We start from the raw sequence: 19,861 nt of genomic DNA, 5'->3' as shown, positions 1-19,861 counted from the left end.
TACCAGTAGGAAGCAAATCTATGACATGGCGTGTGTCAGGCAATTTCATTCGCTTATTTATCGGGCTTTTTTTGTTTGCAGCAAGTGCCCACTCGCTTGCTAATTGCAATTTAGAAAACAAATTTAATGGGCCGGCTTCGACAATTTTTCCTCTTAAAGCGGGAGATCAGCGACTCGAATTAACCTGTAATGTCGATGCGCAGTATGTTCTGTATTTCCCGCGGAACTATATTAATTACAACCAGCTATACGATAGCAAAATGCGCAAAGTGGATAGATTATCTAGTGCCTTCGAAGCATACATGATCGACAGTTCAAACAAGCGCTTTTATCTGGATATCAATGCACAGGTGGATCGCCGCGTTTCGTTTAAAGTGGTGCCGCTTAGTGACTTTCATAAATTTGCTTCTATCCACACGCTCACAATGAGCTCATTTATTGGTTTTTGTTTGGCGCTTACTCTATACGTAGGCATGCTCGGCACTAGCATGCGTAATTATGGGTTTTACTCGTATAGCTTTTACGTTTTTAGCGCTGGCATATTCTTTTTGCTTCAAGAAGGTTTATTAAACATTATATTCCCGCAAGTCCCTTTTCTTGCGAATTTCCAACTGCACTTATTATTTGCTGGGGTCACAGTTTTTGCCGGTGTGAAATTTTTAGACCAGCTTCTCGATTTTAAATCGCTACTAAAAGTGTGGCAGCGTCAGTTTTTATTAGGTATGGCTTGTACTGCACTCGCGTTTTCTGTAGTTCAGCTTATCCTTCCGGTCTCAGGTGCTATGAAAATTAACAGCATGTTGAGCTTGATAACTCTCATAACCATGACGTGTACGCTAGCAAGTTGTATTTATGCTGCGTATCGCAACGTGCATTGTGCAAATTTGGTAATGCTTGGGATCGCAGTGATGGTCTCGTCCATGCTTTTTCGTTTGGTTTTTACAGAGGTATCGCCATTTTTATACCGATACGCCCTCGTGCTGGGTATAACTATTGAGGCTTTTATCTTTGCTGTTGCTACATCGAGAAAAGTTAAAAAGCTTGATGATGATAGGCTGAGTGCATTTAAACGCGCCTCTACAGATTCGTTATGCAAAGTGTCAAACCGCAGCGGTTGGGAAGGCGTGGCGCAGTCGCTGCTGAATAGCTTCAATAAAGAGGGTGGCTATTTAACTTTGTTGTTTATTGATATCGATAAATTCAAAGAAATTAATGACCAATATGGACACCACGCAGGAGACAAGGTCTTGCAGGTCGTGGCAAAAATTTTAGTGAGCCGCTGTCGCGAGCAAGATGCCGTGGGACGCTTAGGGGGCGATGAATTTGTGGTATTAAGTCACTGCTACAGTGAAGGTCAGTCTGAACGTCTGGCTGCCCGCATTGAGGAAAGCTTAGCTGAGCGTGATATCAGAACAGATAACGTGGTGATAAACACCACAGCGAGTGTAGGAGCTTACATCACTAAAGAACGCTACAAAGACTTACCAAGCTTGTTAAACAACGCCGACAAGTTGATGTATAGCGTGAAAGAAAAGCGTAAAAACGCCGAGTATGCTACTAGCTCTTAATATAGCGTTATCTTAATTGTGCCTTTGCGACCTGCTTAACAGCTTTCGTAAGGTCGGCAAGTGCGGACGACTCGAGAGTTGCGTAGTGCCAAAAAAGAGGAACCGCTAGTGCTTTGTCTGGGAAAAGCGCAGTAAGCTCGCCTTCTTTCACTTCTTGTGCCACCTGAAGAGCCGGGAGTAGAGCCCACACTACGCCGTCCAGCGCCATTTTTACAAAACCGTGAGACGAAGGATACCAGTGACATGACGTAAACGTAGGCGCAATATTTAAACACTCTCTTTGAAAATCAGTAAGCAGTGTCACGTCGTGTTCGTCGTACAAAAGGCCTGGTGTGTTCATCACATTTTCAGGCGTTATGCCTTTATGAAGATATCGTTCAACAAACCTTGGTGACGCGTACAGCTGATAGCGCATAGTTCCCAGCCTCATCGACTGACCACCAGTAACCGGTGTGCCCGTTTGACTAATACACGCCATAACGCGGCCTTGCTGAAGAATGTCTCGGGTTTGGGTTTGATCCGCGTTAACAATGTGAACAGGGTTGGCTCGCCTTTCGCTGAATGCTGCCATAACTTGTGAAAACCAAGTGGCAAGCACATCATTATTCACCGCTACGCTAATAGGTACCGCGGAAGCTTCTAAACCACTTTTTATATTCAGTGCTTCTTCAAGCACGCTCACTTTTTGTATATGCGAAAGCAATTCTTGCCCCAAGGGTGTAGCACGAAGGGGCTTGGTTCGCACCATCACAGGCCCGCCTACACTTTGTTCAAGGCGTTTGATTTTTTGCGAAACTGCAGACTGCGTAAGGTTTAACGCTTGAGCGCCTTTTTCGAAGCCACCATAGCGCAGTACTTCATGAAAACATCGAAGCGCATCGTAATCGAGCATTTTTAAAGCCTGTGAAAGGAAAGTTAAAGTTATTAATTTTACTTATTGAATACAAGTATCATTAATTTAATTAAGTATCGCAAGCTGTATAAAATAGCGCCACTTCAAATTCTTGTTTGGTTGGCTATATCTAGCGCTAGGCATCGAAAAGCCAAGCAATGAAAGACTAAGCAATAGAACATTAATTCCATTAATTATTTAAAGAGGCATTTAGCATGTTGGCGGCAGTAACCAGTGGTTTTGTAATGGGCGGCACCCTCATTATCGCAGTAGGCGCACAAAACAGCTTTCTGATTGAACAGTCGATGAAAAGACAGTGGACCACGCTATTTGTCTTACTATTTATTTTAAGCGATGCCATTTCTATTAGCTTGGGGGCCATGGGCTTTGGCTTGTTACTGCAAGAGTACCCAATGCTAGTAACGGTTACCAAGTGGGCTGGCGTAGCGTTTTTGTTGTGGATCGCTTTTAACAAGATAAAGTCTTCGCTGGCAAATGATGCTCTTGTTTTAGAAATGGCGCAGAAGCAGCTGTCGTTCAAAAAAGCGCTACTTATTGCGCTAGCGGTCACCTGGTTAAATCCACACTTTTATTTAGATACATTGCTGCTAATGGGCAATTTGGCGAGCCAGTGGCAGGAAAATAAATGGTGGTTTGTGGGTGGTGCGATTGGTGCTTCTATTGTCTGGTTTGTCGGTTTAAGTACGCTTACGGCACGTTTTGCCCATCATATGCAGCGGCCCAACTTTTGGCGTTGGTTTAATCGGTTAAATGCAGCAGTACTTGGAATGGTGAGTATCCAGTTGGCAAGTCTTTAGTCAGAAAAACGCTGAATAGCAAAATACTAAGATGCGTTGAATATCTTGCTATCAACGAATAAGTATACTTCTACATATAAGCCAAAACTGCTGTTTTAAAGGGATATATAAGTGAGCTGGATTTATTTGATTGTTGCGGGCTTACTGGAAATTGGATGGCCCGTAGGACTTAAAATGTCGCAAGAAGCGGAAACCCGCGTTATGGGAATTCTGCTAGCCATAGGTTTCATGGCTGCCAGTGGTTTCTGCCTTTGGATGGCACAAAAACAAATACCCATAGGTACGGCGTATGCCGTATGGACGGGGATAGGTGCCGCGGGCACGTTTTTGGTGGGGGTGATGTTTTACGGCGACCCGTCGTCATTAGCACGTTACTTCGGCGTGGCGCTTATCGTGGCCGGTGTAGTGGTGCTCAAACTCGCGCACTAGTAAGAAATTGATTTCTGTGGGAAATGGCCCTGTTTAAACCAAATTGGTACAACGACAAAAAAGCCCGTTAGTAATTTACTGACGGGCTTTTTAGTTTGCGTTTGATTTTCTAAGTGAGCCTATTGATAGCCTAGCTGCTTTCTTAGCTCGGCCATAAAGGTTTCGATACGTTCAGCATTTTTGCCTAAGTCGCTTTTACCTACTCGCGACTTACTGCGAATATCAATAAGGGTATCATCACTTTTTGCAGTTAAACGAATGACCACATCGTCTTTAAAACCGAACCATGTTGTTGTATCTGTAGCTTCTAGTGTGTTGGGCAGTGCGCCTTCACTCACTCGCTCCCAGCCTAATGCTGCTATGGCTTTTTCTGCAGCCATGTAAACTTGATTAACAGGTTGTGGAAGCAGCTGAGTTTTAATTTCAGGGTAAGCCTCAAGCTGCTGCTTAGTCACATCACCACCTTCATAGGCTACAGAGTTTGGTGCGCCTTCTCTTAGCGGTGCAATAGCGACAAATTCAGGTGGGTTTGTAACATCGGTTGTAATGTCGTGAATTGGTGGAACGGCGCTAGCTTTGCTCATCATGCTAACGGGCATGCCAACGGCTACTAGAGCAAGAACAGCGCATACCAATGTACTACCCCAACTTACGCTCTTACGGTTAATTAATACCTGCAAAATAATGAGTATTAGTGCTGCGCCACCCACGTATACACCAAAACGAAGTGACGTAAATGCGGTACCTAGACTAACACCTGCATATTGATAAAGTGGTCCGGGTAACACCACCATTAAAAAACCAACAATACTGGTAAGGGCAATGAGTGCTTTCAAGGGAACTCCAAGGTTATTCTTTTTAGTTTGACCAACCTACTTTAACAGTGAAAGCGGTAATTTGGTTTACTTTCGTCAAAGAAAAATTCAACTAGGCCCGCGCGTAACATATTTGTACACTGGTCTTTTTATCAGCATCAAGTTATAGGTAATAGGTTTTGCATACACAACCAAACGCCAGTCATACGTACGAAATGCAGGCTGAACTTCTTGTTGATATTCTATCGACGCAAAAAGGTGAGTTCATCAAGGGTATTACTGAATATGCGCTTATTGAGATGTTAAAAAAACCGCCTTATCAGCTTTTTGATGAAGATGCTTTGCGAGACCCGCTAATGCTTTTTAAAACGCATTTTGTTCTGTTTAATGCACTGTATCAGTTGAGGCAGTATTGGATAAAACAAAGCGAAGGTACGTTAGAGATCCACGCACTTGGTATAAAGCTAAACCTGTTTAACGAGAGTCAATTGCCGCAAAGCAATGATGAACTAAGTGCTACGGCTTTAGATATTCCTGACCCACTTGCAACGTATTATCTCGACTGGGGAAATTTTGAAGAAGCTGATCGTGATACTGTCGATACTCTGCTAAACGCGTTTTGGCAAAAAATGTTGAGGGGAGATACTGGCAGCTATACGCAAGGGGATATTGAAAAAGCGCATGATGTACTTGGTCTTTCTAAGAATGAGCCAGTTACGTTGTTGCAGTTAAAACGTGCTTACAAACGTGTACTGCAATTTGCACATCCCGATAAAGGTGGAACACAGCAAGATGCTCAGGAAGCTATTCATGCCTACCAAACCCTCACTCAACATTATTCGTTAAAATAGAACGTGCGTTGGCCTTAAACTTCGTATTATTCGCATAATGTATACGGGGTTCGGTAATTGACCGACAACATCGGTAACTTCAGCTTCATTGACTTTTATTGTACGCGCTAAATGCGCACAATATGACCTATAAGAGCGTAGATTCGTATCAATTAACGCTTAACTATGCCACATCTTTTCCGGTTATCCTCGCGTTCAAGTCATAGGGTTGGATACGTCGGTGCATTGGAAGCAAAACTTACGTTTAATTTATCCGTATAGAACCCAGACCGTGTTCTATCTGAAAGTTATTGGGAAATAGAAAATTTATGAGTCGCATCTTTTATGTTACTGCAGCACTAATGACGCTAATAGGTGTTATTGGTTGTTCAAATGAAGGTGAGCAAGCACAACAAGGTGCTCAGCAAGGTATGCCTGCGCCTTCAGTGTCGGTAGTTACGTTAAAACAGCAACCTGTAGTGCATGAAATGGTATTGCCAGGGCGGATAAGCCCGTCGCGCCAGTCGCAAGTACGCCCTCAGGTGGATGGGGTTATCACCGAACGTTTGTTTGAAGAAGGTGCGTATGTTGAAAAAGGGCAGCAGCTGTATCAAATAGATGAGGCGCGTTACTTGGCCCAGTTAAATAGTGCAAAAGCTGACTTAAAAAGCGTGCAAGCTAACTTAAAGACCTTAGAAGCAAAGGCGCGACGTTACGACGACCTTGTCGCACAAAATGCAGTTAGTAAGCAGGAGTACGACGACGTTATTGCGCAAAAAGACCAAGCACAAGCGGCTATCAGCGTGGCGGAAGCTGCAGTTGATGTTGCAAAGGTAAACATGGGTTACACCAAGGTATACGCGCCCATAAGCGGTCGAATTAGCCGTTCATACGTTACCGAAGGTACGCTGGTTACTACCAACCAAGCACAGCAGTTAGCCACTATTACTCAGTTAGATCCCGTTTATATTGATATGCAGGAATCGGGTGCGTCCATCATCACACTTCGTCAGTCTATGCGTAAGCAAGGCTCAATGGATGTTGAGCTGACTGTAGATGAAGTCACTGGTAAGCGCTACGACCAGACAGGCAGCGTGAAGTTTTCTGAAGTGACCGTGGATGAGTCTACGGGCTCGGTTACCCTGCGCGCCGAAATGCCAAACCCTGATGGTGTGTTGCTTCCTGGTTTGTTTGTAAAGGGCCATGTCATTACTGGTCGTGAAAATGCGCTTTTGGTTCCCCAGCGTGCAACGACCCGCCAGCCAGACGGTTCGCTTTCTGTTTATGTAGTGAACCAGAACAATGAGGTAGAGGGCCGAACCTTAGAAATCGGCAAGATATATCGTGACCAGTACGTGGTGATAAGCGGCGTAAATGAAGGTGAAAAAGTCATTATAACTGGTTATCAAAAGGTAAAGCCTGGGGCGAAAGTTAACCCGTCAGAATGGCAACCATCATCACGTGGCTCACGATAGCAAACAAGGGATTTAAGTAATATGGCTCGTTTTTTCATAGACAGGCCCGTGTTTGCATGGGTGCTGGCAATTATCACAATGATGGCGGGTGTGTTGGCGATAACCTCACTCCCTATTGAACAATACCCTAAGGTAGCGCCACCATCGGTCACTATCTCGGCAACTTATCCTGGAGCTTCTGCAGAAACCGTTGAAAACTCGGTAACGCAGGTCATTGAGCAAAGCTTAACGGGCATTGATAATCTCCGTTATTTTTCGGCAAGTAGCTCTAACAGCAGCATGTCAATTACGCTGACGTTTGAGCCGGGTGCAGACCCAGATATCGCCCAGGTACAAACGCAAAATAAGGTGCAGGGCGCATTACCCTTACTGCCAACGCAGGTTCAGCAGCAAGGGGTTACCGTTACCAAGGCAAACAGTGCATTTGCGCTAGCCGTAGGCTTCTATTCTGAAGACGATTCGATGACGCAGTATGATCTGAGTGACATGCTGGTTTCAAACTTTCAGGACCCTATTTCTCGAGTAAACGGCGTAGGTAACGTACGGGTTTTTGGTGCGCAGCGCTCTATGCGTATTTGGCTAGACCCAGACAAGCTATACAGCTACAACCTAACGCCAACTGACGTACAGGCCGCAGTTCAGGTCCAAAATACTGATGTCTCAGCAGGCCAGCTAGGTGGGTTACCTGCTATCGAAAACCAGCAAATTAACGCCACTATTCAGGCGCAAAGCCGGCTTCAAACCGTAGAAGATTTTGAAAATATCGTGCTACGTGTGAACACAGACGGGTCGCAGGTACGTGTGCGTGACGTGGCCCGAGTAGAGCTGGGTGCACAAAGCTACGATGTTATTGTTCGTTATGACCGCAAACCTGCGTCTGGCATGGCGATAAGCCTAGCGTCTGGTGCCAACGCGCTAGACACTATCAAAGCAGTAAAAGCTCGCGTTGAAGAGCTGCGCTCAAACCTGCCCGATACAGTGAAAGTGGTTTACCCGGTAGACAGTTCGCCTTTTATCGAGCTTTCTATAGAGTCGGTAGTACATACGCTTATTGAAGCAGTTGTGTTGGTATTTTTAGTGATGCTACTGTTTCTTCAAAACTGGCGCGCGACGCTTATTCCCACCATCGCCGTACCTGTTGTACTACTTGGGACTTTCTCGGTGCTTCTGGCCTTTGGTTTTAGTATTAACGTGTTGACCATGTTTGCCATGGTGCTGGCTATCGGTCTACTTGTTGATGACGCTATCGTTGTTGTAGAAAACGTTGAGCGCATTATGGAAGAAGAAGGCTTACCGCCTGCTGAAGCGACTAAGAAGTCTATGTCGCAAATCACTGGCGCACTTGTGGGCATTGCCGCGGTACTATCAACGGTATTTATCCCTATGGCGTTCTTTAGCGGATCAGCCGGGGCTATTTATCGTCAGTTTTCAGTAACTATCGTTTCAGCTATGGCGTTCTCTGTGCTGGTGGCTATCGTGCTTTCGCCTTCTTTGTGCGCCACTCTGTTGAAACAGCATTCAGAAGACAACGACAAAAACAAAGGTTTCTTCGGCTGGTTTAATCGCACCTTTAACAAAGGGCGCGACCGCTATCAAAAAACGACCAACCACATGGCGAAACGTTTTAAGCGTTACTTCGTTGTATACGGCTTACTTGTTGGCGGGATGGTGTTTATCTTCAGTCAACTTCCAGGAGCCTTCCTGCCAGACGAAGATCAAGGTCGAATGATGGTGTTGGTAAGCACACCTCCGGGTGCTACAGCGGGCCGAACCCTTGAGTCTATCAAGCAAGTTGAAGATTACGTCCTTGAAGATGAGAGCGAAGCGGTTAACGGTATGTTTGCTGTAGTAGGCTTTAGCTTCGCGGGGCAAGCGCAAAATGCCGGTATGGCGTTCTTAAACTTCAATGATTGGAGTGTGCGTGACGAAAACAACTCGGCCTTCGCTGTAATGAGTAGAGCTTTTGGTGCATTTAGCCAAATTGAAGATGCGTCTGCGTTTCCTATTGTACCGCCACCTATCATGGAGTTAGGTAACGCAACAGGCTTTGATATGCAGCTGGTGGACCGCGGTGGTAACGGCCATAAAGCTCTTATGAATGCTCGTAACCAGCTTTTAGGTATGGCTGCACAAAACCCGAAATTGGCGGGAGTACGCCCCAACGGCTTAAGCGATGTACCCCAGTTTAAAATTAACATTGATAGCGAAAAGGCGTCAGCCCTTGGTTTGAACTTAAGTGAAATTAATAACGCGCTACAAATTGCTTGGGGTTCAAGCTATGTGAATGACTTTATCGACAAAGGGCGTATTAAGCGGGTATACATGCAGGCAGACCTTCCTCATCGTATGACACCAGAAGACCTAGATAAGTGGTTTGTACGCAATAGCGACGGTGAGATGGTGGCTTTCAGCACCTTCTCAACAACCGAGTGGGTATACGGCTCACCCAAGTTAGAGCGCTTTAACGGTATATCGTCGGTAAATATACAAGGTAGCGCTGCTGAAGGTATCTCTTCAGGTGAAGCCATGGCTGAAATGAAGAAGTTGGTAGAACAGCTGCCTCCTGGGTTTGCAATTGAATGGTCAGGCTTGTCTTTTGAAGAGCAAGAAGCGGGGTCTCAGGCGCCTATGCTGTATGCCATTTCCATATTGGTTGTATTCTTATGCTTAGCAGCTCTTTACGAAAGCTGGTCGGTACCCTTTGCGGTTATGCTAGTGGTTCCACTAGGAATATTGGGCTCGGTCACCGCTGCCTTTATCTTTAATTTACCGAATGATGTGTATTTGCAGGTAGCATTTTTAACTACGGTAGGTTTAGCAGCGAAAAACGCGATTCTTATCGTAGAGTTTGCCAAAGAACAGTACGAAAACGGCGAAGACCTGATGACGGCTGTGTCTAATGCCGCGTCTCAGCGCTTCCGTCCCATATTGATGACGTCTATGGCGTTTATCTTAGGGGTTACGCCGTTAGCACTTGCTAGTGGCGCAGGCGCTGCAAGCCAAAATGCTATTGGCATAGCGGTAATGGGTGGCATGTTTGCAGCGACCTTCTTGGCCATATTTTTCGTTCCCATGTTCTACGTAATGGTAGAAAAACTATTTCATAAGGAAGACAAGTAACGAGCAAGTGCGCTAGAGTGGGGAAAAACTTTTCATTTTTTATATAGGGATATTGGTGATGACCACCGTTGTTTTTTCTCACGGTAAAGAAAGTGGCCCATGGGGCAGTAAGATAACCACGCTTTCGAATGTAGCAAACGATATGGGCTTTAGTGTTGAGAGTATCGATTATCAAGATCTCGACTGCCCCGAAGCCCGCCTTGAGCGCTTAAAAGAAACCATCGCCGAAAAGTGTAATGACGTCGTGTTGGTGGGTTCGAGTATGGGCGGCTATGTATCACTTGCCGCTGCCAGTCAGATCTCTGCCAGAGGCGTATTTTTGATGGCACCGGCGCTTTACTTACCCAACTATAAAGTTCAACGCTTCCCGTACGACGGCTATGTAAGCTTAGTGCACGGCTGGAACGACGATATCGTGCCAATAGAGAACAGCCTTAAGTACGCCCGTCATCAAAAGGCGCAGCTGTTGCTGCTTAATGATGGGCACCGCCTTGCGAACAGTAAGTCTGTTATTTCACCTTTTTTCAGAAACTGGTTAGAAAAATTCCGCTACTAGCGCGTTAAGCGCCAGCGCAACGGCTGCTGCGTTTTATTAAGACTAATCGCTTATAACGCTGCGAGGGGTTAATACATGAAATTACCTGTATTTATGGCATGATGGGGTATTGCTTAAAACAGGGCAGATGGAAATGGCATTTAACTTACCTCAAGCGCCGCAATGGTCGTCGCTGATAAAGTCGGGTTGTCGTGTCTTTGTTGGCGGAAATGCGGCAGTACCGCACGCGCTGGTTCAGCACCTTATTGATAATAGCGAAGGTTTCAGCGATATCGAACTGGTGCATATGCTGGCCTTAGGCGATACGCGGTGGGTAAAAGACGAGTATAAAAACCTCTTTAAAGCCAATACTTTCTTTATCGGTGGCGAAGCCATGCGAAAGGCTGTTGATGAGGGTCGAGCCGACTATACCCCCGTATTCCTCTCTGAAATTTCAAGCTTGTTTAGCGATGGCACGCTGGCCCTCGATGCAGCCCTTGTTAATGTAAGCCCGCCAGATGAGTTTGGGTATTGCTCGCTAGGTCCAGCTGTAGATATTGCCATGTCTGCAATTAGGCAAAGCAAAAAAGTCATAGCCCAAATTAACCCTCAGGTGCCAAGAACTTCAGGGCACTCTTATATTCATATCAGTGAAATAACCGCGTGTATAGAAGCGGATGAGCCACTAGTCGAAGTGACGCCGCCGCCAATAGACTCAGTCGCAGAACGTATTGGCCAATATGTATCTATGCTGGTGGATGATGGCGCAACGCTCCAATTTGGTATTGGGAAAATACCCAGCGCCACGCTGAAATACCTGTGTAATCACAAAGATTTAGGTATTCATAGCGAAATGCTTACCGACAGTATTATCGAACTGTTGGAATCTGGCGCTATTACCAACAAGAAAAAGACGTTTCACCCCGGTAAAATTGTTACCAGTTTTGCCATTGGTACCCGCCAGCTATACGATTTAATCGACAGCAACCCGCATATTGAATTTTACCCGAGTAGCTACGTCAACAAGCCGACTAATATAGCCAAAAACGATAATATGGTTGCCATAAATAGTGCCCTTGAAGTGGACCTAACCGGGCAGGTGGTAGCCGACTCACTGGGCTATGACTTTTACAGTGGCATAGGTGGGCAGGTTGATTTCGTCACTGGCGCGTCTATTAGTAAAGGCGGTAAAGCCATTATTGCGCTTCCTTCTACCGCAAAAAATGAAACTATTTCACGTATTACGCCGCGTATAAGCGAAGGCGCAGGCGTGGTAACTTCCCGCGGTAATGTACAGTATGTGGTAACCGAATACGGTATAGCGTCACTTAAAGGTAAGAGTATTCGAGAACGTGCGTTAGAGCTTATTCGCGTGGCCCACCCTAAATTCCGTGCCGCACTATTAGAAGAAGTGCGTCAGCATTACTGGGTGCCCCATTATCAAGAAAAGTACCCCACAGATATCCCAGAGCTGGGAGCTATTCAGCTTAAAAAGCTTAATATCCAGGGTGAGACGTTTTACATGCGCCCGCTGAATCCGGCGGACGAAAGGCGCCTACAAGAATTCTTTTATTCTCACACAAAAGAAACATTAAGATTGCGCTACAACTATGACCCCAAACAAATGTCTCGCGAGAAGTCGTGTAACTTGGTGTCGGTAGATCAAAGCTCTGATGCGGCACTGTGTATTGTCAGACAAGAGGGTTCACGCATTACTATTCACGCCGTGGGGCGTTTTTACTACAACCCAAACGACAATACCTGTGAAGCTGCTTTTGTTACTCGTGAAACTCAGCAGGGAAAAGGTATGGCAAGCCGCTTGTTGAACGAGCTTATCACGGTAGCAAAAATAAGAGGCATTGCGAAAATGATGGCCTATGTACGAGGCGATAATAGCCCCATGATCACTATTTTCGAACAAGCTAAATTTAAACGGAAATTTACTGGCGACCCCAGTGATATAGAATTAGTACTAGACGTGGCATCACTGCATGACAATTAAAATATTTCGCGGCAAGCACGGCACCAAACACGATTTGGGCAAGGAACACCCCGAATCGCCAGACCGTTTATTTGCTATTGACGACCAACTGCTTTCTTCAGGGCTCGATATGGTTTGTGAGCATGCTGACGCCACTCCCATTGCTGAAGCCTATCTGAAACTAGCGCACGACCCATACTATGTAAAAAGTGTATTTGAGCATGCAGCTCAATCTATCTTCAACGACCACGAAAAAACACTGTATTCAGAAAATAAAGACAGCGTGGCGTGGTTAGATGAAGACACAGGTTTAATGCGCCACAGCTTAAACGCTGCGCTAGAGTCTGCGGGAGCAGGATGTAATGCTGTCGATTGGGTAATGGAAGGCAATGACCGGCAAGCCTTTTGTGCCACTCGGCCACCTGGGCACCACGCGACGTACGACAGTGCTATGGGTTTTTGTATTTTTAATAACATTGTTATAGCTGCGCGCTACGCGCTTCAAAACTATGAGTTAAAACGGGTTGCCATTATCGACTTTGACGTGCACCACGGAAATGGTACGGAGCAAATTGTAGCCGGCGACCAGCGCATTATGCTGTGTAGCAGTTTTCAGCACCCCTTCTATCCGCACAGTGGCTCGCCGGTTTCTGCAAGTAATATTCTGTCAGTACCCCTTGAGGCCGGTGCGACCGGAGAGGTTTTTAGAGAAAAAGTGCAATACTGGTTTGACGCATTACGCAACTTTCAGCCTGAACTGATTTTTATCTCTGCAGGCTTTGATGCTCACGCTGAAGACCCAATGGCCCATCTGCGCCTAGTAGAAGATGATTACTTTTGGATAAGCCAACAGCTACGCGCCGTTGCAGATACGTGTTGCGAAGGTCGTATTGTAAGTATGCTAGAAGGGGGGTATGACTTAAGCGCATTAGGCCGCAGCGTAGTGTCTCACCTGAAAGGCATGAGTCGTCCTATCGAAGAAGCACAATAGGACGAAGGGTTATCTAGCCTCAACAATCTTTCAGACTAGGCTAGCCACCTTGCAAGCATATAAAGACCCGCACCTAGCATAGCAACGTTTTCTGTCAGTGAAATAAAGCCAAGGGGGAGGTCTGAATTTCCGCCAACACAGGCACATTTAAGTTCGCGCTTATCGATATAAACCGCCTTGATAACTGAAACTGCACCAATAGCGCCGATAAAAATGGAAACAGGTGAAACCAATAGTGCAGGAAACCCTGCAAGCATGCCAAGCCCGGCAAATGCCTCCGCGAAAGGATAAATATACGCGTATCGTACCTGCTTCATTGCTAATAGGTCATAGGTGATAAACTGGTTTGAAAAAGCCACTAAGTCTTGCAGCTTTTGAAGGGCAAGTATCACCATAGCCACTCCAATGAAATTCAATATAAAAGGCTCTAACCCCGTTGGTAGGCCGCCTTTCAGCATAAGCGCGAATACCATGAGTGCTGCTAAAGAAAAAATTACGATTATAGGCGTGTAGCGCGACCCAAATTCGCTTTCTTGCTTTAAATCAAAGTAATCTCGCAAGTCGTCATAACCGCCAATACGCTTATCGCCTATGAACGTCTGCGGGGTTGTTTTCACATCGTACTTTTCTTTGAATGCGTCGGTTTCACTGCGATTAGACAAATGATGATCATCAACCTTGTAGCCTTTTCTCTCGAGCAGGTCTTTTGATTTGAGTCCAAAGGGGCAAATATGCTCTGGGGTAACCATTCGGTATAGAGTAGCGCGCTTAGACATAGTGGGCTCCTTGTAAAGCTTTCACGTCAGAGCAATGAGTGTGCAAAATTTGCCTGTTTTTTGCTCTGCCTAAAGTAATATTGCAATATACAAAGAAGAATACATAATTTGTGCCAGCGTTTTAGCAGAAACAACCCGTAGCATCAGTATTGATAACTGCACCGGAATAGGGAAGTTGCGTGGTGTAGCTTACCACTTGTTGGACGAGGTTTTTGCCAGTAAAGCATCCATAACCTGTGGCGTAAGGGCCTAAATAGCGAAGTTGCTCTTGTTTATCTAACACGATAAGTGCAGGCACGGCCTCAAGCATAGCCGCTAGTTCAGGTACATCTTCCACATCCAGCCTGACTTGGTGAAAATCATCTCCCAGTTTTAAGTGAAGTTGAGACTGGTGTGGCGTTGTAAGCGTGTCGCAATAACAGCGAGACTGCGTTCCCACATGGATGATAGATCCTGGTTGGATATCCTGCTTTTTTAGTAAGGCTACAAGGGATGCGTCAAAGTCTGGCGCAGTAGTGCGGTGCAGTAGCTCGCCGTTAGGGTCGAATTCTGATAGTTGACGCTGCCCATATACTAACAAGGCGGTGAGTAAACCTACCGCCCATAACACAAGTAGTAGCCAGCTCCCTTTTTTATGCATACAGCAAAACGTCTTTAATCATGCTTCAGGCTTTGCGCCTAAAGTTTAAAGCGTTCAATAGCGCCGCGCATGCGTTGAGATATTTGTGACAAGACTTCAAGTTCACCTGCAAGGGATTCAGCGGTAGCAAGCTCTTCAGAAGTAAACTCACTCAAACGCGCGGTACTTTGCGCAATGGAAGATGATGCGGTTTCCTGTTCTACAGCAGAGGTGGCTATTTCAGTCATACTTTCGCTGGCTTCACGAATTTGCTGCATAATTTCTGTCATAGCCGAGGTGGCGTTTTCACTTGAAACAACAGCTTCATCGACCAGCTGTATACAGGTTTGCATTTGATCAACCGAGCTCGCCGTTTGCGCAACGAGTTGTTCGGTAATACTGGTAATTTGGTCTGCACTTTCTTTTGAGCGAATTGCAAGGGTGCGTACTTCGTCGGCTACTACGGCGAAGCCGCGACCGTGTTCACCAGCACGGGCAGATTCAATGGCAGCGTTGAGTGCCAATAGGTTAGTTTGTTCAGCGACAGCGGTAATTGAGCGCATGGCATCGGAAATGTGAGAGCATTGTTCATTTAATGCGGTGTTAGTTTGCGCTGCTTCATTCAACGTATTGCGAAGTGAGTCGATGGTATGACTAGATTTCGAGATAGAGTCCCGCGTAGACTGAGACGCATTTTGCGCTGCCGATGCTTTGTCGCTCGCAAGGGTCGTTTGCTCTGTTGAAAGCTGCATGGTTTGTGCGATTTCTTCTGACGATGCCGAAACCATAGCAATTTCTTGGTCAGTATTTTTGCTAATTTCGAACATGTTATTCGCAGCGAGTTCCATTTTGCCACAGCCTCTAACAACCTCGTCTGTTAAATTAGAAGCAAGCTCAATAAGGGATTTCACTTGGTCAATAAGTTCAGCGAAAGGCTTTACTATTTTATTGTCACGATTTAGCTCAACGGACAAATCAAGCTTGCCATCAGACTGCTGCATGGTTTCAATGGCTAGGCGTAGTTCGGCGGCGCCTGCACCTTCCTGGTGGGCTTGCTTTGCCATGTACATCAACACACCACCTTCAGACAATGCAAAAGCAGCATGCATAAGCAGGATAGGGAAAGTTACGTGACCTTCCTCAAAAATCATCAACGGCGCTCCGCCAGACTGTAAAAAGAAGAATGAAATGTGATGGACAGCAACAACGGCGGTACCCGTGGCCACTACTTTCCAATCTCTGAAATAAGAAAGAAAGGCAAGAAGTACAAAAATTTCAAAGTGGACTTCAATTAATCCAAAAGACTGGTGAATATGCAGTGCAGTAAGGAGCTGAACACCTATTGCCATTGCGTGACGACTTATAGCCGAGTAGGGGTTTTGAAGACTGAGCACGAGCGGTAAAGCTGCAATTGGGACACCAAAAATAAACGCAGGTAAAACTTCACCTGTAAACACACCAATAGCGAAAGCAATGAGTAATTGAACAGCAATTACAACGCGAAAAATTTTATGACCTTCAAGGAGCCAAGGGTACTGCATGCCAATCTCCGATGGTTATTTTGCAATAAGTGTAGGTTAAAAAAGGTGGGTGTGCTAATTTCTCGCTAGTCTACGTAAATCGTGGTTTCTACGCTATTTAACTTTGGTATAGATATCTCATTTATTACATAGAGTTAATGCGTCAAGGCTCGTACAAGCTAAGGATTTTGTTATGCCTGCTATCGCTTTTTTATCGACCGATAATCTTGAAGATTTTTTCGTCTATGATGAATTATTAATACCGTTTTTCGAACAACGCGGGTGGGCTGTAAAAACGGTCTCCTGGCATAGCGCCTCACCAAATTGGAATAAGTTTGACTATGTTATTGTTCGCAGCACATGGGATTATCAGCAGCACGCTGAAGAATTTTTAGCTTGTTTAGAAGACATTGAGGCGTCGAGTGCGGTGTTGTTAAACCCGATATCTTTGATGAAGTGGAATATTGAAAAGCACTACCTTAAAGACTTGCAGGGCAAAGGGGTTCCTATTGTCGAAACAATGTGGGGAAGCGAGTTCAATAACAATGTTATAGAGGAAGCGTTTGCGCAATTTGGCTGTGACACTGTGGTGATTAAACCCACGCTTAGTGCTAACGCTGATGATACTTTCAAGCTTTCTGCCGCCGACTGGCGTGAGGGGCATGTAAATCAGAGAGTACTTTTCGATACATTTCAACAGCGGGATTTCATGATCCAACCGTTCTTAAGTAGTGTTGTTGATGAAGGTGAATACTCGCTGTTTTATTTCGGTGGGGAGTTCAGCCATGCTATTAAGAAGGTGCCACAAAAAGGCGACTTTCGTGTGCAAGAAGAGCATGGCGGAAGTTTACACTCTATTGCCGTAGACGGTGAACAACTGGCTATCGCTGAAAAAGCACTGGCAGCTATGCCGTGTGATGCATTGTATGCGCGGGTTGATTTGGTGAGACAGAGTAATCACTGGGCGATAATGGAGCTTGAGCTTATTGAACCTTCATTGTATTTCAACCTTAACCCCCAGTCTCCACTTCGCTTTGTAGAAGCTTTAGTGAGGTATCACGAGTTAGCGCAGTGAACAAAATAAAAAAAGCGGCGTGCAAACGCTTAATCTGCAAGCCGCTATTGAACTAACCGTCCTTGTCCGTGTTTACTGAAAGGCGAGTGTTTAAAGTTAACCCATAAAATCAGTGCTTAAAACCATTCCCTTTTGAAACGCTGCGTTCTACCCGAGACATCTGCCTTTGTGACGTTTCTCGCTGAGACTGTTTTACCGACCTATTACTGTCCGCTCGCTCAATACGTTTAGGCTTACTGCTTTCACGGGCAATGGAACGGTGTTGTGGGCTTGTTCTTTCAACCCGTTGACGGTTAACTTTTTGCTTCACTGAGCCTTGCACCGCACCATGGTTGTTTGCATACCTCTTAGACTGTGGCGAAGGCGCTATTCTGGCTGGCTTGTCACGTTTCAACGCTTTAAGTGCATTGTCACGCGTTGGCTTTTCCCTTTTAGCCACCGCTTGAGTTCGTTTCAGTGCATGCTCTATCGACTGTTTTCGCTTTACAGAGCTCTGTTTATTCGGCTGGCGAATTTCTCTAAGCGGGGTTACTTGTTTAGGCTCAATCGTCCGCTTTGTTTGTTTAGCATTATGGGTACGTGCCACAGAGCTAACTGAGCGCTTATTGTCGTTATACGCTGTGCGGTTGGCCGTTCTAATATGTTTATTAGACACATGTTTTACACGCGTTACACCTGTATGCTCATAGCGCGCAGGCGCACTGTGAACCACGCGGTTAGAGTAACGTGCCCGGCGATGCACCGTGTTATGCTCCCAGCGGCGATAGTCACGGCTTATTACGCGTTTTCTCGGGCTGCCGTGATAATACCTGCGCACTGGCTCGCGATGGATGACCACATGGCGGTTGTGCCAATGCACGCTGCCAAAGAAAAAGAAGGTAGAAAGGCGAACACTGGGAGACCAATATACATTGCTATGGTGATGATAGCTTACATGGTGTCTCCAGCGAATAGGCGAGATTGGGTGCCACCAGTTACCGTAGACAACATGTGGGTCGTAATATGGCACATATACCACTTCTCGCTGGCGCGGCTCTATGTAAATAATTTCTCGACTGCTTTCTCGTTCTCTTTCAACTTCAATGTAGTCGTTAGTTACCAAGTTACCTGTGTTATGGGCATGCTGCCTAAGTACCTGAACACGATCTAACACTCGACTTTGATCAATAAGTACATTGTCGCCAAGCTGCTGTAACCACTCAAGATCGCTGGCCAAGGTATTAAGTAGCTCGGTGAATGGCGCGAGGGCTTTTACGCTCGGGTCCCAAGAAACGCCATCCAGCACATTCTCTACCTGATCTGGCGTTAAATGCTTATTACTTTGGCGCCAACGGTCGGCTGCAACTACATCTAAAGGGTAGGTAGAAGCAATGAGAATATGGGTAAGCAGTGTATCGGGGTAAAGGGCAATGGGCGCAAGTGCACTATCTAATTCGGCATCAGAATATTGCTGAGCTGAAGATGAAACCTGAGCAAGGCTTGCATTTGACTGTGCCAGTGCGGGCAGCGCCTGCGCACTGGACAGTGCTATAACTATCGATAAGGTTATGTTTTTCATACATTCTCCTTATACCAATCCGCTTAGATAATTGCCCTCTCAGAAGGGCATTTTCTACGAGGACTGGTATTGAATTGCTATGCTGAAAGCCGCTGCTTTATACACGCAATGTGGTAAGTCTGAATGCATTTTGCTTGAACGATAATTAACCGAAGCTGAATGGAAAACGCCCACGTTTCGGTGGGCGCTTTCAAAAAAATAAAAAATGTTAGCTTATATCGGCTTTGCTAAAGTCCCTAGCTTATTTAAGTACGTGCGGATCAAAAGCGTGACCGAGCTTTTCCGTCTTTGTCTTTAGGTAGTGTTTGTTGTCTTTGGTGATACCGTGATCTATTGGCTTTCTTGCTACAACATCAATACCCAGTGCTTTTAGTGCTGCAAGCTTCTTAGGATTGTTTGTCATTAGTTCAACGTGTTTAACATTGAGTGTGTCTAACATTAGCTTGCAAATGTCGTAACTTCTAAGGTCCGCGTCGAAACCAAGGTGTTCGTTAGCTTCTACGGTATCCATGCCGCTATCTTGAAGGTTATAAGCGCGAATTTTGTTTAAAAGACCAATACCTCGGCCTTCTTGGCGCAAGTAAAGCAGTACACCGTGACCGTTATCTACAATATTTTGCATGGCTTTTTCTAACTGAAAACCACAGTCGCAGCGGGTACTAAATAAAGAATCACCGGTTAAGCATTCTGAATGAATACGAATAGGCACTACGTCATCTTCTTTCCACTCTCCGTAAGAAAGGGCGACGTGCTCCTGACCACTGGCTTCAACAAAGCCGTGTATTTTAAAATCACCCATTCTTGTGGGTAACTTTGCGGTGCTGACATATTCGTATTTAGGCTGTTTGCTACTCATGTT

The 19,861-nt window shown here is 45.6% G+C and carries 17 protein-coding genes; 10 read left to right on the top strand and 7 right to left on the bottom strand.

Annotation, left to right across the window (positions count from 1 at the left end; genetic code table 11):
* The first annotated feature begins 20 nt into the window (after positions 1-20).
* Positions 21-1,568, top strand: coding sequence for a diguanylate cyclase (locus tag V7R55_RS07475; RefSeq protein ID WP_334058721.1), 1,548 nt, complete (start codon positions 21-23; stop codon positions 1,566-1,568).
* 7 nt (positions 1,569-1,575) lie between these two features.
* Here V7R55_RS07475 and V7R55_RS07470 read toward each other — a convergent pair whose 3' ends face one another.
* Positions 1,576-2,460, bottom strand: a complete 885-nt coding sequence (locus V7R55_RS07470) for an ArgP/LysG family DNA-binding transcriptional regulator (protein WP_334058719.1) — start codon at positions 2,458-2,460, stop codon at positions 1,576-1,578.
* Between the two features lie 215 nt (positions 2,461-2,675).
* On the opposite strand from V7R55_RS07470, the gene V7R55_RS07465 reads away from it, so the two are divergent.
* Both V7R55_RS07465 and V7R55_RS07460 read left to right on the top strand, forming a co-directional pair.
* Complete coding sequence (locus V7R55_RS07465) at positions 2,676-3,278, top strand: LysE/ArgO family amino acid transporter (RefSeq protein ID WP_334058717.1); 603 nt, start codon at positions 2,676-2,678, stop codon at positions 3,276-3,278.
* A 111-nt stretch (positions 3,279-3,389) separates the two neighbouring features.
* The gene (locus V7R55_RS07460) at positions 3,390-3,707 is read left to right on the top strand and encodes a DMT family transporter (protein ID WP_334058715.1); all 318 of its coding nucleotides are present in this window, start codon (positions 3,390-3,392) and stop codon (positions 3,705-3,707) included.
* A gap of 119 nt (positions 3,708-3,826) precedes the next feature.
* Here the strand turns inward: V7R55_RS07460 and V7R55_RS07455 are convergent, their stop codons facing one another.
* Entirely contained in the window at positions 3,827-4,543 is a 717-nt protein-coding gene (locus V7R55_RS07455) for a DUF1499 domain-containing protein (RefSeq protein WP_334058713.1), read from the bottom strand.
* Between the two features lie 158 nt (positions 4,544-4,701).
* Here V7R55_RS07455 and V7R55_RS07450 point away from each other — a divergent pair, with 158 nt between their 5' ends.
* The 6 genes from V7R55_RS07450 (at position 4,702) to V7R55_RS07425 (ending at position 13,454) form a co-directional block, all read left to right on the top strand.
* Positions 4,702-5,373 (top strand): DNA-J related domain-containing protein, encoded by a 672-nt coding sequence (locus V7R55_RS07450; protein WP_334058711.1) that lies wholly within the window; start codon positions 4,702-4,704, stop codon positions 5,371-5,373.
* Between the two features lie 308 nt (positions 5,374-5,681).
* Positions 5,682-6,827, top strand: a complete 1,146-nt coding sequence (locus tag V7R55_RS07445; protein ID WP_334058709.1) for an efflux RND transporter periplasmic adaptor subunit — start codon at positions 5,682-5,684, stop codon at positions 6,825-6,827.
* Between the two features lie 21 nt (positions 6,828-6,848).
* A complete protein-coding gene (locus V7R55_RS07440; protein ID WP_334058707.1) occupies positions 6,849-9,947 on the top strand; it encodes an efflux RND transporter permease subunit in 3,099 nt (1,032 codons plus the stop codon).
* Positions 9,948-10,005: 58 nt separating this feature from the next.
* Positions 10,006-10,503, top strand: coding sequence for a YqiA/YcfP family alpha/beta fold hydrolase (locus V7R55_RS07435; protein WP_334058705.1), 498 nt, complete (start codon positions 10,006-10,008; stop codon positions 10,501-10,503).
* 133 nt (positions 10,504-10,636) lie between these two features.
* Complete coding sequence (locus V7R55_RS07430) at positions 10,637-12,484, top strand: GNAT family N-acetyltransferase (protein WP_334058703.1); 1,848 nt, start codon at positions 10,637-10,639, stop codon at positions 12,482-12,484.
* Positions 12,474-13,454, top strand: coding sequence for a histone deacetylase family protein (locus V7R55_RS07425; RefSeq protein WP_334058701.1), 981 nt, complete (start codon positions 12,474-12,476; stop codon positions 13,452-13,454). Before V7R55_RS07430 ends, V7R55_RS07425 begins: the two co-directional genes overlap by 11 nt.
* A 35-nt stretch (positions 13,455-13,489) precedes the next feature.
* On the opposite strand, the gene V7R55_RS07420 is transcribed toward V7R55_RS07425, so the two are convergent.
* From V7R55_RS07420 to V7R55_RS07410, 3 genes are all read right to left on the bottom strand, one after another.
* Positions 13,490-14,230: a glutaredoxin gene (locus V7R55_RS07420; protein WP_334058699.1), complete on the bottom strand. Its 741-nt coding sequence runs from the start codon at positions 14,228-14,230 to the stop codon at positions 13,490-13,492.
* A gap of 121 nt (positions 14,231-14,351) precedes the next feature.
* Positions 14,352-14,870 (bottom strand): DUF6436 domain-containing protein, encoded by a 519-nt coding sequence (locus V7R55_RS07415; RefSeq protein ID WP_334058697.1) that lies wholly within the window; start codon positions 14,868-14,870, stop codon positions 14,352-14,354.
* A 38-nt stretch (positions 14,871-14,908) separates the two neighbouring features.
* Positions 14,909-16,390, bottom strand: a complete 1,482-nt coding sequence (locus tag V7R55_RS07410) for a methyl-accepting chemotaxis protein (RefSeq protein WP_334058695.1) — start codon at positions 16,388-16,390, stop codon at positions 14,909-14,911.
* Positions 16,391-16,562: 172 nt separating this feature from the next.
* Between V7R55_RS07410 and V7R55_RS07405 the strand changes: the two genes are divergently transcribed.
* Positions 16,563-17,444 (top strand): ATP-grasp domain-containing protein, encoded by an 882-nt coding sequence (locus V7R55_RS07405; RefSeq protein WP_334058694.1) that lies wholly within the window; start codon positions 16,563-16,565, stop codon positions 17,442-17,444.
* A 109-nt stretch (positions 17,445-17,553) separates the two neighbouring features.
* Here V7R55_RS07405 and V7R55_RS07400 read toward each other — a convergent pair whose 3' ends face one another.
* On the bottom strand, positions 17,554-19,002 hold the full coding sequence (locus V7R55_RS07400) for a DUF3300 domain-containing protein (protein ID WP_334058692.1): 1,449 nt from the start codon (positions 19,000-19,002) through the stop codon (positions 17,554-17,556).
* Positions 19,003-19,243: 241 nt separating this feature from the next.
* Positions 19,244-19,858 carry a GTP cyclohydrolase II gene (ribA, locus tag V7R55_RS07395; protein ID WP_334058690.1) on the bottom strand — a complete coding sequence of 205 codons (615 nt, stop codon included), beginning with the start codon at positions 19,856-19,858 and terminating at the stop codon, positions 19,244-19,246.
* Positions 19,859-19,861: the final 3 nt, after the last annotated feature.

The organism is Alteromonas sp. S005 (genome assembly GCF_036864475.1).
Taxonomy (GTDB): domain Bacteria; phylum Pseudomonadota; class Gammaproteobacteria; order Enterobacterales; family Alteromonadaceae; genus Alteromonas.
This window is presented reverse-complemented; position numbering and strand designations above follow the sequence as displayed.

Bases quoted from the DNA above. Each gene is read 5' to 3' on its own strand.
- V7R55_RS07475 (WP_334058721.1), top strand. From the start codon at position 21: ATGACATGGCGTGTGTCAGGCAATTTCATTCGCTTATTTATCGGGCTT.
- V7R55_RS07470 (WP_334058719.1), bottom strand. From the start codon at position 2,460: ATGCTCGATTACGATGCGCTTCGATGTTTTCATGAAGTACTGCGCTAT.
- V7R55_RS07465 (WP_334058717.1), top strand. From the start codon at position 2,676: ATGTTGGCGGCAGTAACCAGTGGTTTTGTAATGGGCGGCACCCTCATT.
- V7R55_RS07445 (WP_334058709.1), top strand. From the start codon at position 5,682: ATGAGTCGCATCTTTTATGTTACTGCAGCACTAATGACGCTAATAGGT.
- V7R55_RS07440 (WP_334058707.1), top strand. From the start codon at position 6,849: ATGGCTCGTTTTTTCATAGACAGGCCCGTGTTTGCATGGGTGCTGGCA.
- V7R55_RS07435 (WP_334058705.1), top strand. From the start codon at position 10,006: ATGACCACCGTTGTTTTTTCTCACGGTAAAGAAAGTGGCCCATGGGGC.
- V7R55_RS07430 (WP_334058703.1), top strand. From the start codon at position 10,637: ATGGCATTTAACTTACCTCAAGCGCCGCAATGGTCGTCGCTGATAAAG.
- V7R55_RS07425 (WP_334058701.1), top strand. From the start codon at position 12,474: ATGACAATTAAAATATTTCGCGGCAAGCACGGCACCAAACACGATTTG.
- V7R55_RS07420 (WP_334058699.1), bottom strand. From the start codon at position 14,230: ATGTCTAAGCGCGCTACTCTATACCGAATGGTTACCCCAGAGCATATT.
- V7R55_RS07415 (WP_334058697.1), bottom strand. From the start codon at position 14,870: ATGCATAAAAAAGGGAGCTGGCTACTACTTGTGTTATGGGCGGTAGGT.
- V7R55_RS07410 (WP_334058695.1), bottom strand. From the start codon at position 16,390: ATGCAGTACCCTTGGCTCCTTGAAGGTCATAAAATTTTTCGCGTTGTA.
- V7R55_RS07405 (WP_334058694.1), top strand. From the start codon at position 16,563: ATGCCTGCTATCGCTTTTTTATCGACCGATAATCTTGAAGATTTTTTC.
- V7R55_RS07400 (WP_334058692.1), bottom strand. From the start codon at position 19,002: ATGAAAAACATAACCTTATCGATAGTTATAGCACTGTCCAGTGCGCAG.
- ribA (WP_334058690.1), bottom strand. From the start codon at position 19,858: ATGAGTAGCAAACAGCCTAAATACGAATATGTCAGCACCGCAAAGTTA.